The 16401-nt window shown below is 50.6% G+C and carries 19 protein-coding genes and 1 pseudogene; 15 read left to right on the top strand and 5 right to left on the bottom strand.

All coding sequences use genetic code 11. The features are described from left to right. Positions 1-40: 40 nt before the first annotated feature. Positions 41-862: pseudogene (locus KNP80_RS15995) on the top strand (helix-turn-helix domain-containing protein); the annotation flags it as partial. Between the two features lie 39 nt (positions 863-901). Here the strand turns inward: KNP80_RS15995 and KNP80_RS10505 are convergent. Both KNP80_RS10505 and KNP80_RS10500 read right to left on the bottom strand, forming a co-directional pair. Next, positions 902-1303, bottom strand: coding sequence for a group-specific protein (locus KNP80_RS10505; RefSeq protein ID WP_214719626.1), 402 nt, complete (start codon positions 1301-1303; stop codon positions 902-904). Between the two features lie 195 nt (positions 1304-1498). Further along, positions 1499-1948, bottom strand: a complete 450-nt coding sequence (locus KNP80_RS10500) for a hypothetical protein (protein WP_214832691.1) — start codon at positions 1946-1948, stop codon at positions 1499-1501. Between the two features lie 123 nt (positions 1949-2071). Between KNP80_RS10500 and KNP80_RS15930 the strand changes: the two genes are divergently transcribed. The 10 genes from KNP80_RS15930 to KNP80_RS10455 all read left to right on the top strand — a co-directional run bounded on the left by KNP80_RS15930 (position 2072) and on the right by KNP80_RS10455 (position 8349). Beyond that, positions 2072-2197, top strand: a complete 126-nt coding sequence (locus KNP80_RS15930) for a hypothetical protein (RefSeq protein WP_285800943.1) — start codon at positions 2072-2074, stop codon at positions 2195-2197. A gap of 47 nt (positions 2198-2244) precedes the next feature. Further along, a complete protein-coding gene (locus KNP80_RS10495) occupies positions 2245-2679 on the top strand; it encodes a hypothetical protein (RefSeq protein WP_214719624.1) in 435 nt (144 codons plus the stop codon). A gap of 92 nt (positions 2680-2771) precedes the next feature. Then, positions 2772-3458 carry a hypothetical protein gene (locus KNP80_RS10490; protein ID WP_214834712.1) on the top strand — a complete coding sequence of 229 codons (687 nt, stop codon included), beginning with the start codon at positions 2772-2774 and terminating at the stop codon, positions 3456-3458. 151 nt (positions 3459-3609) lie between these two features. Beyond that, on the top strand, positions 3610-3759 hold the full coding sequence (locus KNP80_RS10485) for a hypothetical protein (RefSeq protein ID WP_214719622.1): 150 nt from the start codon (positions 3610-3612) through the stop codon (positions 3757-3759). Positions 3760-3769: 10 nt separating this feature from the next. Continuing rightward, positions 3770-4555, top strand: coding sequence for a hypothetical protein (locus tag KNP80_RS10480; protein ID WP_214719621.1), 786 nt, complete (start codon positions 3770-3772; stop codon positions 4553-4555). A 593-nt stretch (positions 4556-5148) separates the two neighbouring features. Continuing rightward, complete coding sequence (locus KNP80_RS10475; RefSeq protein ID WP_214834711.1) at positions 5149-5943, top strand: hypothetical protein; 795 nt, start codon at positions 5149-5151, stop codon at positions 5941-5943. Positions 5944-5956: 13 nt separating this feature from the next. Beyond that, positions 5957-6439, top strand: a complete 483-nt coding sequence (locus tag KNP80_RS10470; RefSeq protein ID WP_214707851.1) for an SRPBCC family protein — start codon at positions 5957-5959, stop codon at positions 6437-6439. A gap of 6 nt (positions 6440-6445) precedes the next feature. Continuing rightward, positions 6446-6922: a GNAT family N-acetyltransferase gene (locus KNP80_RS10465; RefSeq protein WP_214834710.1), complete on the top strand. Its 477-nt coding sequence runs from the start codon at positions 6446-6448 to the stop codon at positions 6920-6922. A gap of 19 nt (positions 6923-6941) precedes the next feature. Continuing rightward, on the top strand, positions 6942-7922 hold the full coding sequence (locus KNP80_RS10460; RefSeq protein WP_214834709.1) for a Gfo/Idh/MocA family protein: 981 nt from the start codon (positions 6942-6944) through the stop codon (positions 7920-7922). 61 nt (positions 7923-7983) lie between these two features. Beyond that, positions 7984-8349: a hypothetical protein gene (locus tag KNP80_RS10455; protein ID WP_214719616.1), complete on the top strand. Its 366-nt coding sequence runs from the start codon at positions 7984-7986 to the stop codon at positions 8347-8349. Here the strand turns inward: KNP80_RS10455 and KNP80_RS10450 are convergent. After that, positions 8343-8888 (bottom strand): ATP-binding protein, encoded by a 546-nt coding sequence (locus tag KNP80_RS10450; protein ID WP_214834708.1) that lies wholly within the window; start codon positions 8886-8888, stop codon positions 8343-8345. The two genes, KNP80_RS10455 and KNP80_RS10450, sit on opposite strands and share 7 nt — an antisense overlap. Before the next feature lie 218 nt (positions 8889-9106). Here KNP80_RS10450 and KNP80_RS10445 point away from each other — a divergent pair, with 218 nt between their 5' ends. Next, positions 9107-9673: a histidine phosphatase family protein gene (locus KNP80_RS10445; protein WP_214834707.1), complete on the top strand. Its 567-nt coding sequence runs from the start codon at positions 9107-9109 to the stop codon at positions 9671-9673. A 159-nt stretch (positions 9674-9832) separates the two neighbouring features. Here the strand turns inward: KNP80_RS10445 and KNP80_RS10440 are convergent, their stop codons facing one another. Together KNP80_RS10440 and KNP80_RS10435 are read right to left on the bottom strand one after the other, a co-directional pair. Further along, entirely contained in the window at positions 9833-13213 is a 3381-nt protein-coding gene (locus KNP80_RS10440) for a dynamin family protein (protein ID WP_214834706.1), read from the bottom strand. Between the two features lie 17 nt (positions 13214-13230). Then, complete coding sequence (locus tag KNP80_RS10435; protein WP_214834704.1) at positions 13231-13851, bottom strand: NAD(P)-dependent oxidoreductase; 621 nt, start codon at positions 13849-13851, stop codon at positions 13231-13233. 172 nt (positions 13852-14023) lie between these two features. Between KNP80_RS10435 and KNP80_RS10430 the strand changes: the two genes are divergently transcribed. The 3 genes from KNP80_RS10430 (at position 14024) to KNP80_RS10420 (ending at position 16349) form a co-directional block, all read left to right on the top strand. Continuing rightward, positions 14024-15115: an FUSC family protein gene (locus tag KNP80_RS10430; protein ID WP_114166163.1), complete on the top strand. Its 1092-nt coding sequence runs from the start codon at positions 14024-14026 to the stop codon at positions 15113-15115. Between the two features lie 110 nt (positions 15116-15225). Next, on the top strand, positions 15226-15651 hold the full coding sequence (locus KNP80_RS10425) for a hypothetical protein (protein WP_214719611.1): 426 nt from the start codon (positions 15226-15228) through the stop codon (positions 15649-15651). A 26-nt stretch (positions 15652-15677) separates the two neighbouring features. After that, on the top strand, positions 15678-16349 hold the full coding sequence (locus KNP80_RS10420; protein WP_214834702.1) for a WGR domain-containing protein: 672 nt from the start codon (positions 15678-15680) through the stop codon (positions 16347-16349). Positions 16350-16401 lie beyond the last annotated feature (52 nt).

Raw genomic sequence — 16401 nt, 5'->3', positions numbered from 1 at the left:
TTTCATCGAATTATCGACCTGTGATTGGTCTACCTCGATTATGGAAGGTGTGGCGGTTCGCGTCGTATCGAGAATTGCGCAATTGGACCGCAATAATAGGAGGGTCATCATGCAGTTAAAGATGGAGTTGTCGAATGCGAGGATTCATGTCAGGAAGGAACGAAGTGGGTGGCAAGAGGATGTGATCGAGACGGATAGGCATCGATTGACCGTGACGCTCGTGGGGAAAATCGGGGTTCGTCTCGAATCGCGTGAATTTCGATTACAAGACGGAGAGGCGATATTAAGTGAACCAAAGGTACTGTACCAGTGTTTCGTCACGAGTGAACAGGCCACCTTCGTGACATTCGACTTCGATAAGCATGACTTCGACCGTTGGTGGCATCGGTCGAGCGGAGACGATGCACCGGTCATGTTTCAAGAGCTGTCGACGATTGTACCGGAGACGTTGAAGCGCCATCTCGGTATGTGGACGCGCGATTTCATCGAGGACGGACGAGCAAGTCTGGAAGACGATGTCTATTCGTTCCTCAAGACGTATGTCGCGGAACATGCTACGTTCAGCGAAGATGAGTCATATGACGCCGTCTTTACGTATATCGAAGAGAATATTGCATCGGTCATCCGTATCGAAGAATTGAGCCGGTTGGCGAACCAGAGCAAATATCAGTTCATCCGCAACTTTAACGCGTTGACCGGATACACCCCATCACAATACATCACCCGAATGCGGCTCCAAAAAGCGAAACATTTGTTGCGCTATTCAAATTTGAATTTGCTCGAGGTGAGCATCGCCGTCGGGTTCAGCAGCCCGGCCCAGCCGAACAAGCATTTCGCCGACTGGGTCGGCTGCAAGCCGGCACGGTTCCGGGAGAACAAGGGGGCATCGGGTCGAGACGACTTAACGGGTTGTGTCTGCGAAGTGGGCTGTAATGGCCTGAGGCACGTCCTTGAGCGGTCCCGTCAACTGGATGACGTGCGGCAAATGGTAAAACGTGCTCGTCGTCTCGAAATCGTCGAAACGATTTGCTGGGTCATAGATGAATAGCGGCACGTCCGCGCCGAGGGCGATGCCGAGCTCGATGTGACTGCTTTGGCCGGCAGGCAGCAAGATAACGACAAAGTCCGACGCTTTGATCGCCTCGAACTCACTCGTGCCGATGGCTCGCAAGTCTTCAATTGTTGTGGCACGGTCGTTCCTCGTCCAGTCGTATGTATATGTGTGACCGTCGTTGATGAGGTGATTGCGCAACGCTCTGACCTGTTCGATGTTCGCAAAGCGGGAGCCGATATAGAAGTGCATGTCAGTCCTCCTAAGTATGTCATGTCGTTTGATTCAGATTGAAGGCGAAACCTCACCATAACATAATTGTTTCGAGTGTTCGCACGAACCCAATCCCAATCCAATTTGGAGAGAACAAAAGGTACACGATGTACATGATGAGGCTCGTGCCACTAATCGTAATCGCTTGAAAACGATGCGTCACACGACGTTCCCTCATAGTTTGACTCGGTCGAATCGTGTCACCGCGAGTTCATGGATGACGAGCAACAAAATCGCGATAAAAAAGACGAGTAGCGCGACGTATTCCGGATTGGCATTTAGAAAGTAGTTAAACCCGAACAGTGGTGTCACGAACAGGATGTAGAGCGGATACTGAATCGCGAACAAGGCGTCTAACAGCACGATGTCATACACGTACGACTCGAAACTGATCAAGGTGAACACGGTCACACTGGCAAACAAGATGGCCATGATCAACCATTTGGCGACTCGATTCCGCAATAAACACGTCCCGATCATGCAAACGAGTAGTAAGCCGGATGTGACCGCATGAATCGGCAACATCGTCGCATCGGGAAACATAATGGATGGAATCAGGTTCACGATGAACGCGAGTACATAGACAGATGACAAGATGATGAGGCATTTCTTTGGATTGCCCATTAGGTCACCGCTTTCTTCATAAGGGTTATATTTACATTTACTTACAAGTGTAATTTTACACTAAAGGGATAGTATGTCAAGATGAATAGGGGAAGTCAGACCAAAAAGAAAGGTGGATCAACAATGACAAAAGACGAATTGAAGGCACTAATGTCGACGGACGAAGTCGAAATCAAACTCGAGGGTGTAGAAGGATTGCCTCGCTTCGTATTCATCAACGAGCGCGAGCGGTTCGAGGAAGTACAGTAGGTTAGAACAGAGCTTTGACGATTATTTAGGAAGGGGCAATTGTTCAAATGAGTCTGAAACAACAATTACACAAGGCGATCCTCTCAAACGACCAAGCGACCATTCAACGTCTAGTGAAATCGCTAGTACACGAAGTGGTGTTAGATACCTTTCTTGAAGTTGCGTTTGATACGGATAATTTGGCGGTCTATGAAATCGTATGCTATCTAATTCAAGTTGAACAGACCGCTGAGTTGGAAGAGGCTGCGTCGCTTCTTATGAGCCAACCGTTCTGTCACCATCCTCATGCCTACGAACGAGCCTACGAACATGCGAAACGTGCTGTCGAACTTGATACTAGACGCATAGATTTGAAGGAATACTTGCTCTTTTTCAATGCAATTCCCGACAAATTAATGACGGATGCGGAAGCGAACGACTTAGCGATCGAGATTCTAAAGTTAAGACCTTCAAGTCAGGTGGCTAAGTTGCATTTACAGTGAACTGATAATCGAAGTTGTTATTGGATGATTATTCCAAATTTAACGTTCGATGATACAATGAAAGGGAAATCAGTCATAGAGGAGGCGATGAGATGCGTTGGATGAGTCGACTTGGATTAACCGCAGTATTGACGGTAGGAGCAGTCTTCATCGGACTGCGTCTCATCAACCTGTTGATGGAATGGTGGTACCGTGCTCCGACATCAGGATTGAAGTTGCGACCGACACCTGAAGCATCGGGGTATTCGAACGCAATGTTTGAAGGGGCGATAAGAAATCCGAATGAAGAAGAACTGTCTCGTCTGAAATTGGACTATTTGGATTATACGATTGATTCCGTGACGACCGTCATTGATCGAGGCGATGGTCTCTTCTATTGGTTGCTGTTTTTAGCTTGTGTATTGCTTGGTGGACTGATTTTTACCGCAAAATATCGCCTTAAATATCGTAAACGTGCTAAAGAAACAGCTTCGTTCACGTCACGACCGTCTTTGCGTTATTCAGTCTCGAGCTCGATGGCAAGTGTCGAGGAACCAGCTTGGACCGGTGTGACGATTCGGGACGCCCTCATCGCATTCAATCAGGCGTTGCCGCCGGCGAAGAAATGGATGTCGACGGAGACGGTATTGGAATGGGCGCATCGCATCGGATTAACGGACATCGATTTCAAACCGTATTTGGACGAGCGCTATGGAATGGCAGATCCCGTGACACCAGAACAGGTTGCCCGATTCTGCATGACGCTCGAACAGTATGAGAAGACGGATTCAGTCGAATAGATGAATCAGGACAGGGGATTAAGAGATGGCGCGAATCAAGTCTTTCACATTTTGGATAACACTTTTTGCGCTACTGATTTGTCTCTATAACTGAAGCGGGTCAGATGACAAATCGATTCTCTTCTTTCTGACAAGTCCGCCGTTCTGGGTGATGGAGACGCATTGGTTCGTCGAGATGTTCACGCATCCGTCCAATATCCCGATGTGGTTCAAATATGGGGTGACCATCATCTTTTGGGCGGTGGTTGGTATAGGGATTGACCGCTTGCTCATGAGGCGGAAGACGCAACAACTACGTTAGGTCAGGAGAGATGAAACGAATGGAAATGCGTGTCGAGACGTTGTTTCAAACAAAAGGATCAAGAATAGTGGATGCCGATCTATCAGGTGATGAGCTGATTGTTCTCGTGGATGAGGAAATGCCCATCGTCTATTGGAACGATCGGACGCTGCGACTGCCGTTTCATTTGAGTTCGCTGTTTATCCGACTCTTGGATTCTAAAACGTTTCTCGTCGTCGATGTGACGCTAGAGGAGACGTCCGTCAACGCCTGGGTGATCAATGAGCAAGGTAACGTTATCCACGCGTTCCACGCGGGCAATGCCATTGGGTCGGTCGCTGTCAACGACACGGGAATTTGGATCGGTTATGTCGACGAGGGGGTGTTCGGGGAAGGCATCTCTACTGAGGCACTCGTTTGTTTCTCGCGGACAGGGAAAGTGTTACGCCGTTATCATTCTGATTTTCTCCGTCCACCGACTATCGTCGACTGTGAGCTATTGCAAGCGGATCGGACCGGGGTCTGGCTCTGTCCGTCGATTTGGTATGACTTGATTCATATCGATGTGACTGGTCAACTCAATAAATATAAGACACCGAAGCTTCTTCACGACAGTTCGGCGCTGACGATTCAAGGACAGGTGAGTTACTTCGTGAAAGACGGAATGATGTACCGCTGGCCGTTTGGTGAGCGGAAACGTCCTCATGTTGTGGCCGAGTGTTCAGGAATCGCTAGAGGGTTAGGAGAACGCGAGACGTTCCACTTTATTCGGATTGGTGATGATGAAGTGTGCGGCATTCAGATTGTCGACGAGTGATGATAAGTATGGATAGTCGTCGAATCAGTGAAAAAATTACTCCGTTCAACCCGTTGATTGCTCGTGTCGGGGACCTGATGTTTACATTCTCACCCGTTTGGACGATAGAAATGTGATTATCTTGGAATCAACTTGTCGGAATCAATTCCCTCTTTTTTGTAAATTCAGTATACTCATGTTAGTACATAGACTAATAATGATCCTTTATAGTATTTCAAATACCGCATTAATGTCAATTTAATAAAGAAATAGAGCGATGAACATGATAAAGCTAGTTTCTGAAGAACGCGATTATATCGATAAATTAATCTACATACAATCTTTAAAAACGAAGCGGCTTCATCGAAGGGGTATAGCAGTATGTCTGTTTTGAAGTAGAGCTTATCTTAATCTAAACCATGCAACAGTCGGCCACCTCGGTTAGTCTTGAACGAAGTCCAAAATATGTTTCTATGAAAAGAAAATGGGATACTATACCGATGAAGGAAAACTGAGTCGCAACAACTCGAATTGGCTACATAAACGTTAACGTTCGTTTCTCTTAGGGGACGAAGAATGGAACATCCACATGACTTAAAAGGGGAGATTCAACGATGTGGGATCAAACAACGAAGTTACTTATGAAAAAGGCGAAGAAACAAAGGAAATGGACCGAAGGCGTGTTTGTCAATCCAGTCTTTTGGATGGTAAATGGAACGCCATATTACATGGCGGGTTTTACGAGAAACAATCAATCGGTGGCAACCGCCTACTTCACAATCGGGGAAGAGAACGTGGACGAAGTACTGATTGCGCAGCCGAACCTGTCTTATTTTGCCGATTTAAGCGGCAACCTATCGCGTATGGCGACGGACCGCGCAAACATTCCGATCTCTTATTACACGAAACCGTTAGACATTCCGATTATGAACGCGAGCCCGCAGGTTCAACAAGGGAGAGACGCGTTTGCTCACTTTTGGGAGATTCAACAAACGTTTAATCAGATGCTTCAGGACTATACGGCGTATTATAATGATGACGTATTAATCCGAAAGCACATTACGGACACAGATTTGTCTAAGATGAAAAAATTCGCCGTGCTAGCAGACATCTATCAATATCAAACATTGAAGATTTTAACGAGTCAGGGTGAAGACATTCAAGCGTTCGCGGCGTTTCTCGAAAATACGAAAGAATGGTCCAGCCTGTCTCGACAAGAAAAGAAATTCATAAAAGGGATTGCTGTCGGAAAAGAAAATATGCAAAAAAACATGGAGGCCTTAGACGTGCTCGAGGCCAATGATTTTGACCAAATGGTTAAGTTGAATTATGACCATTTAATCAATAAAAATAAATCAATTATCGAGGGACAACGACAGTATATCCGTTATCCGAAAGGGATTTCTTAAGGGGGATTTGATTTTGAAACAACTCGAAGTGGCTACATATACGATGACAATCGACGCACCGATTGACCACACGTTCGCTTGTCTCGCAGAAGACGAACATATCATCAAATGGAACGACCATTTGATCGAAAATATTTATGAGGACGGTGACGCCTCACTCGTGACGGGAAAACGGTTCATCTCGGTCCAACAGTTCGAGAAAAAAGAGATTCGGGTCGAATCCGAGTTGACCCATGTCAATCGTCCTCACGAATGCGAGGTGCAGGCGGTGACGAATCAAGGGGTGTCGATTGCGACGTATACGTTGAGCGAGACGACAGACGGGACGGATGTGACGATTCGCATCTCACTCATCCCTTCGTCATGGCTATATGCCCTGTATGTAAAGGCGTTCAAATGGGCGATTCGCCTGATTTACGATGAACAGTTCAAACAGTTCCGCATCTACGCCGAGGCGAGTGCGCCAAAACCGTCACCTGCCCGAGAGGCGGAGTGATTTGCGATGATTGAACCGATTACCTCTTCGACGCGTGACGCGGTCCGTGCATTCTTTATCGATGCCTGGGGCTCACCTGAGATGGTCATCTCGACCGGGAAGTATGACTGCGCCACGCTTGACGGGTTCGTCTGGTCGAATACAAACGTCATCATCGGCCTCGTCACGTATGTCATTCGGGAAGACGAGATTGAGATCATCTCGCTCGACAGCCTCCAGGAGAAGCGTGGCATCGGCTCGGCGCTCCTCGATCAAGTCGAGCGAGTGGCCAAGCAACATCAGCTCGCACGGCTGTCGCTCATCACGACGAACGACAACCTGCGTGCGCTCTCCTTTTACCAACGCCGAGGCTGGCGCCTCGCACGGATCATCCCGGGTGCGGTCGATGCGGCCAGGCTACATAAACCGTCGATTCCCGTTATCGGTGAGCATCGTATCCCGCTCCATGACGAAATCGTCCTTAGCAAAATCATCACAACCTAAAGAAAAGAGGGATTTTCCTATGATTCGATTCGGTATCATCGGCACAAACTTTATCACCCGTTCTTTCATTGAAGCGACCCATGAAGTCGAAGGCGCATCCGTGTCCGCCGTCTATTCCCGGACAGACGAGCGCGCGAAAACGTTCGCTGAAGAATTTGATATTCCAAACACGTTCACCTCACTCGAGGAGATGGCGTCCAGTGAGTTGATTGATGCGGTCTACATCGCGAGCCCTAACTCGCTCCACGCTGAGCAGAGCCTGCTCTTTATGCGTCACGGCAAACACGTTCTCTGTGAGAAACCGTTCGCCTCGAACGTTGAGGAAGTCAGACAGATGCTTGAGACGGCGCACGAACATGACGTCGTTTTGCTCGAAGCGCTCCGCAATCTATTCATGCCGAACTTCGATGTGTTGCGTCAAGAACTCCATCGCGTCGGACCGGTCCGGCGTGTCATCTTGAACAAGTCGCAATACTCGTCACGCTACGACTTGTATAAGCGTGGGGACAACCCGAATACGTTTAATCCTGCATTCTCGAACGGTTCACTGATGGACCTCGGCGTCTATTGCCTCGGTCCGGCTTTGAAACTTTTTGGACGACCGAGAGGCTTACATGCCAACGCCGTCAAGCTCGAGTCAGGTGTCGACGGCAGTGGTTCGGCCATCTTGTCGTATGACGGCATGGACATCATCGTGCTCCACTCGAAAATCCATGGCACGGACGCCCCATCCGAAATCATTGGGGAAGCGGGGCGCATCGTGATTGACGATATCGGTTCGCTCGACCGCTTGACATTCGTTGGCCGAGACGGGGCGACCGTCGAACTCGGTTTAGAACAGGAAAGCCATATGACGTATGAGATTCAGACGTTCGTAAACATGATTGAAGCAGGGGAGCGGGAGACCGAGGTCCATTCGTTTGCCGATATGCTCACACTCGCGGACGTCATGACCGATATCCGGCAGCGCATCGACGTGCGGTACCCGGCTGACGCATAACAAAGAGCCTCGAGCACACATACTCGAGGCTCTTATTCTAAATAGAAGGTGAGGAACAATAATGAACGTACAAGAGATTTTAGAGGAGATTGAAAAGATATATTATTGGGATGCTCGTGTGCTCGGGTGTGATTGTCGGTACTACGGGGATGAAGTGTTAATCAAAATTGAAGAAGAAAATGAGAGTTATCATCACCAGATCGAATTTTTAGGATGTATCAAAGTGGACATCGTTGCTCCTTTGAACGACCGGGTGGCACCCATCAAAGAATTATCTAGATTACAGCTACCTTACTTTATGCACGATATCGCTGTCTCGAGTTACATGTTGGATGGGACCGAGGTGTTCGTCTGTAATCTGTTGTTCCCTCCCGCAAGCGCTGAAATTCATTTCACCAAAATCAGGATCGGGAAGGAATATCATTGATGCTGATTCTGTTTTAACACATCCATGACCATCGCGATTCGTTCCTCGGTCGAGTAGTCGCCTTCGATTCTTAGGATGGGACAAGCCAGTTCAGCCAGCCATTGTTCATGCGACGACTTACTTCTAACTTCTGTCCCGGCATGGTCGTAAAGGGCGGCCCATTTCAAAAACGCTTGTGATTGCTCGTATAGGCTACCGCCAGCGAGTGCTTCCGCACCATAGCGCTCGAGTTCCCGTTGTTGCAATCTGGCCAAGCGGACGTCAGGCGGAATCCATAAAAAGATGACCAAATCAAAATAGGGCATGAAACAGTCGCCCCAACCTGCGAGAGATCCTGATAGAATCCACCGTTCAGATTGTAGCAACTCTTCCTTGAGCATCTCGCGTCGTTCAGGGACGGGTCTCGGTTCGGTGAACTTGTTGATCCAGAAATAATCGTCCGTATCCAGATGAGTATGCGGCAGGACGTTCGCTAACGCGTCGCCAAGTGTTGACGTGCCGGAGCCCGAAGCGCCGAGTATGTGAATTCTGCTTTTCATGTTTGCCTCTCCCATCAACCTATATTTTTGCGGCTTACATCGTGAACTCCCACGGTATATTCTCACCGTTCCAACTTCGATGTTCGTATTCATCGGAAAAAATATGTAGGCGTTATCCTCTTTTTGAGGATTATAATGAAGTCACGCTGGATAATTTTACAATAAGTTTTAGTGGAATAATAGTGAATGATGATATACATAGAACGGGAGACGATGACATGACGACCTTATATTTCGTAAGACATGCACACTCTACATATACAGCCGATGAGTGGACGAGACCTTTATCTGAAAGAGGAGCGGGAGACGTCCGTAATATCACGTACAGCTTGAGTGAAGAAAAGATTGATCTCGTCGTTTCGAGTCCATATAAACGAGCTATTCAAACCGTCCAAGGGATTGCTGACCAGATTGGGACAGAAGTTCTGCTCATCGATGACTTGAGAGAACGGACATTGACGACAGAGCCGGCCGAGAATTTCACCCTGGCGATGACAAAAGTGTGGGAAAATCCGACATTTGCGTGGGAAGGCGGCGAATCGAACGTTGTCGCTCAACAGCGTGGAGTCCGTGCGATCTTGTCACTACTCGACCAATACGAAGGAAAGCGAATCGCAATCGGTACGCATGGGAATATCATGGTGCTGATCCTAAATTATTTTGATGAACAGTATGGCTATACGTTCTGGAAAGAACTCGATATGCCGGACGTATATAAAGTGACGTTTAACAAACATGAACTATTGAGCGTCGAAAAGCTTTGGGACCGTCAAGAATTGGTTTGAAAGCCGTTCATGCCGTCATAAAAAAGGATGGGGCCAGTCTCGGTCCCATCCTTCAAAGTCTACTCTCTATTCAAATACAGATGGCGGATAAACAAGCCGAGCGCGACCGTCATGATGACGGCCGGAATCAGGCCGACGAGCAACAAGGAACCCATGCGTTCAGTCCTTTCTGAGCGCAGCGAGGCGCTGTGTCATGTCTTGGAACGATTGACCGTCCGAGAGCATGCTCAATTCGCCGGCGACGAGGTCGTTCACTTCACGGTCCCAGTTCTGGCTGAGCGTCGTCTCGAGCGCGGCAAGCTGCGTCGCCGTCCGTTCGACTTGATGACTTCCGACGCGCGCGAGTTGCTCGCGCACCGCCGTCTTCAACAGGGCACTCAAGTCGTCGCGCAGTTTCGTCCGGCCGTCGCCTTCGAAGAACTGGTTCGCGTTCTTATAGTGCTTCAAGACGGGACGGAACGGAGCCGCCTCGAACGTGACCGGGTCGACGGCGTCACGGAACCAATCGATGTCGCTGTCGTCCTCAAGCGACAACGTCGGCAAGAGCGGACGCAGTTTGAGCGTCTCGCGCTCGATCAAGCGTTCCGTCTCTCGTTTCAAAAAGCGCTCGAGCAGATATTGGAACACTTGCAGCTCTTGATGGATGTCATACGCATACTTGTCGAGCGTCCGGGTGAGGGCGCGCTCGAGGCTCGCCTTCGATCCATCGACCTCGACCGGATGGAACGTCTCTTTGACGAAGTCCGACAGCCGGAGGAGCGAGCGGGTCTCGAGGTGGGCGAGCAACTCGTCCATCTCGCGCTTGAACGGGTCTTCGAGCGTCGTGACGTTGAGTCGATTGTCAGCCGTGCGCACTTGTTCGAGCTTGTCACGGCGGGCCGCCTTGACGCTCGCATCCGCTTCAGCCTCGCGCACGACGTCCTCGAACGCGGCGACGAGGGCTTCTGCCTCGTCTTTGATGCGGACCGCGTTCGCCTGACGCAAGTCGTGGTCGACGAACGAACCGAGTCGTTCCGCGAAACGCTCGAAGCCATCGTCCGTGCCTTGGATGGCGTTCCGGCTCGAGATCGGCAGCACCGTCGGATGACGGACGCCGAGCTTCGTCAACTGGTTCGACACATAATCGGTGACGGCGAACCGTTCCGCTTCATCCGCCGCCAAATCTGACGCGTTGACGAGGAAGAACATGTGATGGTCACCTGTCCCTTGGACCCGTCCGAGCTGGATGACGAGTTCACGGTCGGCCTCGGTGAAAGCGTGATTGTAGTACGTCACAAATAAAACAGCATCGGCGTCACGCATATAGCCGAACTGCACCTCGCTATGACGGTTGAACTGCGAGTCGGCACCCGGCGTGTCGACGAAGATGATGCCGCGCTCGGCCCAAGGGGAGTCGATGGCGAGCTCGATCTCTTTGACGATACAGCTTTTCTCTTCCTCCGTGACGAACGAGCAGAACGTGTCATAGTCGACCGTCTCCTGGCTACCAAGATAGGACAGGGGAGCGTTCTTGACGGCGTTGACGAACGGGTGGTCGAGATCGAGCGCGTCGAGTGACGCCCCGTAACCGTTCAGCTCCGCCTCGAGCTCGGCACGTGTCTTGAACGTAATCAACGCACTCTTGTTGGCACGGCCGTTCGGCGGCACGATTTTCGTGATCGACGCCGTCAGTGGGTTCGGTGACGTCGGAAGCACCGTCTCACCGAGCAACGCGTTCAACGTCGACGACTTACCGGATGAGAACGCCCCAAAGATGGCGAGCGTGTATGTCTCGGATTCGGCCCGGGCCAATTTATGACGGAGCGACTTGACGCGTGACTTAAATAACGGATGGCTCTCTAATATTTCACATACCGAATATTCATATGAAAAATCAAACGATAAAGCAGTGACATCATCCACCAAAAGCGAGGTCGAAGCAACTTCTTGTTGCTGATGTTCGACTTGTTTCTGCGGCAATTGGTCAGCCGTAACGTAGTGACGGGTCTCAAGGTCCGTTAAGCGTGAATCAGAGAGGTCACGTGTCATGTAATGGGTGAGCTCGTCTCGTTGTTCGGAGAGCTGACGTTGTAGCGCCAACGTGTCGAGCATGTCATACAATTCGTCTTGCTCGTTCTCGATGGCATGGATTCGGTCTTTGCCTTCGGCCTCAAGATACGTTTCGACGGACGTGACCCACGGTTCGGACACTTTCGTCACCCAAGAGGCGAGGGCCGACTCGATGTCACGGCTGAATTGAAGCACCGTGTCACCACTGAGCGATGCGCCGGACTTCACTTGGTCACTGATGAGCGTGCTCGGTGCAGTCGGTAACGTATCCGGACGGGACAAAATCGCCTCGGGCAGTTTCAAATCGCGGACGATGTCTTCAGCGTACTTGATCAAGTGGGGGCGAAGGTTCGTATCGATCAATCGGTTGAACTCCTTGACAGCGATCTCTTCACGACGTAGCCGTTCCTGGCGCGTCTTGTCTTTTGAGAAGAACAGGCCGACCTTGAACTCCGGCGCACAACTCTCGAGATAGTCCCGCAACAGTTCACGGAACTCATAGTTCATGATCGGCGCGCTCGCGACGATCGGTGTCTGGTGTTTGAAGAACTCGCGACGGAACGCGGTGAGCCAGATCGCTTTCTTATCGAGGCGTTGCAGGCGGGCTTGAATCTCCGTCGGCTGCTTCTCGATGACCGGCAACTCGTCCAAGAGGGCGTCGTTCGCACGAGTGGACCGGGCGAGCAACGTGTCAACGAGCAGGTCGGCGCGTGCTTCCGCATGTTCACGCGCGGCGTCGATGACGGTTTGGACGTACGTCCGGAGGCTTTCGACCTCATTTTCCGGGTGATCGAGCTCACGGAGCGAGATATAGAACATGTCGTCCGGATTGATCGCGTGACGGGTGAAGGCGGTCTCGAGCGAGCGTTTGAACGTGTGGAACGGAAGCTCTCCTTCATCGTGCTTATCGATTTGGTTGATGATGATCGAGTAGGGACGCCCCTCGGCGCTGAACTGTTTCATCAGTTTGATGTTTTGTTCGGACTGGACGTGATTGTAATCCATCATGAAGAACAGATGGTCGGCGAGGAAAAGCGAGCGTTCCGTCGCTTGACGGTGCTGTTCATCGGTCGAGTCAATCCCGGGCGTGTCCATGAGGACGACGTCGCTTCCGAATGGGAAGCGGGGCAGGGCGTACTCGACTTCTTTAATCTCTTCGATTTTGCAGTAGTCGCTCAAGCGGTCGAGCTCATCCGGCGCGAGTCGAATCCAATCTGTGTCGTTGACGGCGACCGATGCCCCGACGTCCCCCTGTCGAAGCGTCACGATGTTCGCACTCGTCGGAATCGGGCTCGTCGGCAACACGCCATCCCCGAGCCAATTGTTGAGGAGCGTCGACTTACCTGCTGAAAAGTGGCCACAGACGGCAATCCAAATCTCGTCACGTGTCACTTTTCGGAGTGCGGTCTTAGCGAGACGGGCCGACTCGGTTTCAGCTTGTGTGTCAAATACGTCGGTCAATTGCGCGAGGCGCATGCGTTGTTCGTTCATAAATCCCCATCCCCTACTTATGATTCCGTCGTGATGCCGACGCGGTGTCTACGATATGATTTGTCTTTCCAGGCTTGAATGACGAGATCCGCCACATCGTCACGCGAGATTGGTCCCGAGTTCTGCGTCCCGAGCACGTCAGCTGTGATGACGATGTTCCCGACGGACGCATCTTCAATCAATTGGGTCGGGCAGACGATTGTATAATCGAGCGGCGATGCATCGAGCAGTTCATATGCCCGGGCGTGATCCTCGGCCGCGGTCGTCATCGACCGTTTCGATTCGCGGGTCTCGAAACGATAGTTGTCAGAATCATGTGCCTGCAAGATGCCGGCCGTCCCGACTGTCAGGATGCGCGTAATCCCGGCTGCTTGCATCGCTGAGATGATGAGCGGTGTGAAGCGGGATAAGACGTCCTGCTTATCCGTACCGAGCGCCGACATGACGACGTCGGCCGATTTCACCGTTTCTGCGATGGCATCCGCATCGGTCGCGTCACCGATGATGACCGTGAGACGATCCCTCGGTTCAACCTCGCGACGTGACAAGAGTCGGACGTCGTGGCCGTCTTTTAACAAACGTTCAAGCAACCGCATCCCCGTGCGGCCGCTCCCTCCAAATAAAGCAATGGTTGACAAGTAAACCCCTCCCAATCAAGATTAAAGAAAATATCCAACGCCATCATACCACGGAAGCGCTATCGAAACAGGAGACAACGGCTTGAAGTTGTGAGGTTTCAGGGCAGGGTAAGTGGGATACAAAAAGTTAAGACGTGTATAAGGGAGGAAGACACTTCGTTGTCGACACCGCATGAGATTTGGAGCTAGAACCATCAAGACCGGGATATCCGTCGCCTTGGTATTGCTCATCGCCGAGGCATTTCAATTTCAACAGATTGTCGTACCGGCACTCGCGGCCTCGCTCGCGTTATTGCCGTCCGTTTATCAGACGGGTGTCCGGCTATTAGAAGAACTAAAAGGGAACTTGATCGGGGCTTTGCTCGCCGTCTTCTCATTAATGTTGACGCCGAACCCGACACCGATCGCCATCGGAGTCGTCATCATCATCGCCATCTCGATCCTTCTCTTTTTGAACCTCGAGTCGACGACCCGGACCGTCATCTTGACGACGATTCTGATTATGGAAGGGGCGAGCCAGTCGGACATGCCCGTCTGGATGTTCGCAGGTGAACGTTACTTGCTCATCATGATGGGGATCACCGTGGCGCTTGTCGTCAATGCGCTCTTGTTCCCGCCACGCTATGAGCGGAAGCTTGAGGACGAGATCGCGACCGTCTCCCAAATGGCCGTCCGCATCGCGCGACTGTTCTCGGAAACAGAGGGAGGACGCTCGTCATTTGAGTCACTCGATGAGACGAAAAAGAAACATCGAGCCTCAAAGACGACGTACGACTTCTTTGAAGAAGAGATTAAAGCCAACCGCTGGCTCGAGAAGAAGACGCCGATTTATCGCCGGGCCGTCTTGAAGTCGAAGATGATTGATACGAACAGTGCCGCTATCCACGTGCTCGACAAGCTGCATGACGATTTTCTGACGCTCGAACATCTACCGCCCCAGCTCGAGGACGAACTGATGCGTCATATGCGGCACTTGCTCAGACGGCATGAGCGTCTATTCTCGGCTTATGAATTAGAAAACGAGCACATCATCGACCGGGAAGAGGATTTAATCCATGAGAACTTCGACTTCGCGAAGTTGATGATCGAGAAGATGCGGGATGAAGAGGAAGACCTCATCCTGACCGTCGTCCCGCTCGTCGCGACGATGACAGATTGGGTCAAGGCGATGAATGAGCTCGAACGCTACCTCATAACCGAGATGAAGAAGCACGGGGACAACCTGAAAGTGGAACCGCGTAAGAAGTGGTTCTTTGAAGACTAACAAATCGCCAAGTCGCAGAAGCGGCTTGGCTTTTTTTATGGAGCGAAAAGGAATACCGGAAGTTGTCGCTGAATGTATGAGAGGCGTGCAGTAATGAGGGAGGGATCAGCATGATGAATAAGAAAGTAAGTATAGGCCTTGTTATTCTTTTATTTGTAATTTGGATGGTTGTCTCATTGACCCTTCCGCCCAAGCTTATTGCGAGTTCAAGTGACGGGAAGTTTGATGCGGTTTATACGGTTTCTCATTCCTTAAAAGAGACGTGGGCGGGTCAGGTGGAATGGGAGGAGTCAGACGGTGTCATCGTCAATCTATCTTTTTATGAGAACGACATCCAACTGACGGGGGATATTATGACCCATCCAATTGAGATGGATCAAAGCAACTCGTATGAATTTGCATTTTTAGGTACTGAACCGAATCCGACCAGTGTCTACACGCTACGAATTTCTGTAGAAGAAGAAGGGAAAACTCATGAGGAAATTCTGACGTTCAAACCAAGAAAACGTCTCTTTGTCCTACCCGCACTTGACTGAACTCATATATCATTCTGGAGGTTTTGATGAAAACGTACCTACAACACACCAAGAAGTTTTGGAACATCCGCGTCGGTTCCGACGAGTTCGCCGTCCATTACGGAAAACTCGGGACGATTGGTAAAGTTCAAATTAAGTATTTTGAATCCGACGGTATCTGCCGCAAAGAAGCGGACAAGCTGATTCGTCAGAAACTCCGGAAAGGGTACGTCGAGACCGATACCGATTGGGACGACTTGATTTATGTCGACGACCCGGAAGTCGGTCCCGACCAACTCACCGCACATCCTCGGTTCAATGCTCATTTTCAGGAAGACTTCTACTTGGATTGTACGGATGAGTACAGTCCGTTCGGCAGTGATGAAGGCGCCGACGTGCTCGTGATGTTCGAGGACGCAATCCGAAAAGAACGGGACATCGATTTCCTCGTCGGTGCGTACGACATCGTTTCGGGCTGGATGGAGCGGGATGTATCGAGCCCTGACGACTGGGTGACATATGAATACGGATTCGACTGTGACGTCGCCGTCATGTCGAGTGCGTTCGCATCGATTAAACTGACCGGTCATCTGGACGTTTCGCTACAGGAGGAAGGCGTTGCCGCACTCGACCGTCTTATCCAGCAAGTCGAACCAGAAGACAGACCGCGGTTTAAATTGATGAGCGTGCAGTTGAGCAGTTCCCCGACCTCAATTTGAAACTTTTTTAGGGAGTGCGCCGTATACTAGAGGTAGAACGGACATATGCTCC

Source organism: Exiguobacterium sp. E4787, from assembly GCF_018618375.1.
Classification (GTDB): domain Bacteria; phylum Bacillota; class Bacilli; order Exiguobacteriales; family Exiguobacteriaceae; genus Exiguobacterium; species Exiguobacterium chiriqhucha.
The sequence above is the reverse complement of the archived record's forward strand: the minus strand, read 5'-3'. Positions and strand labels throughout refer to the sequence as shown.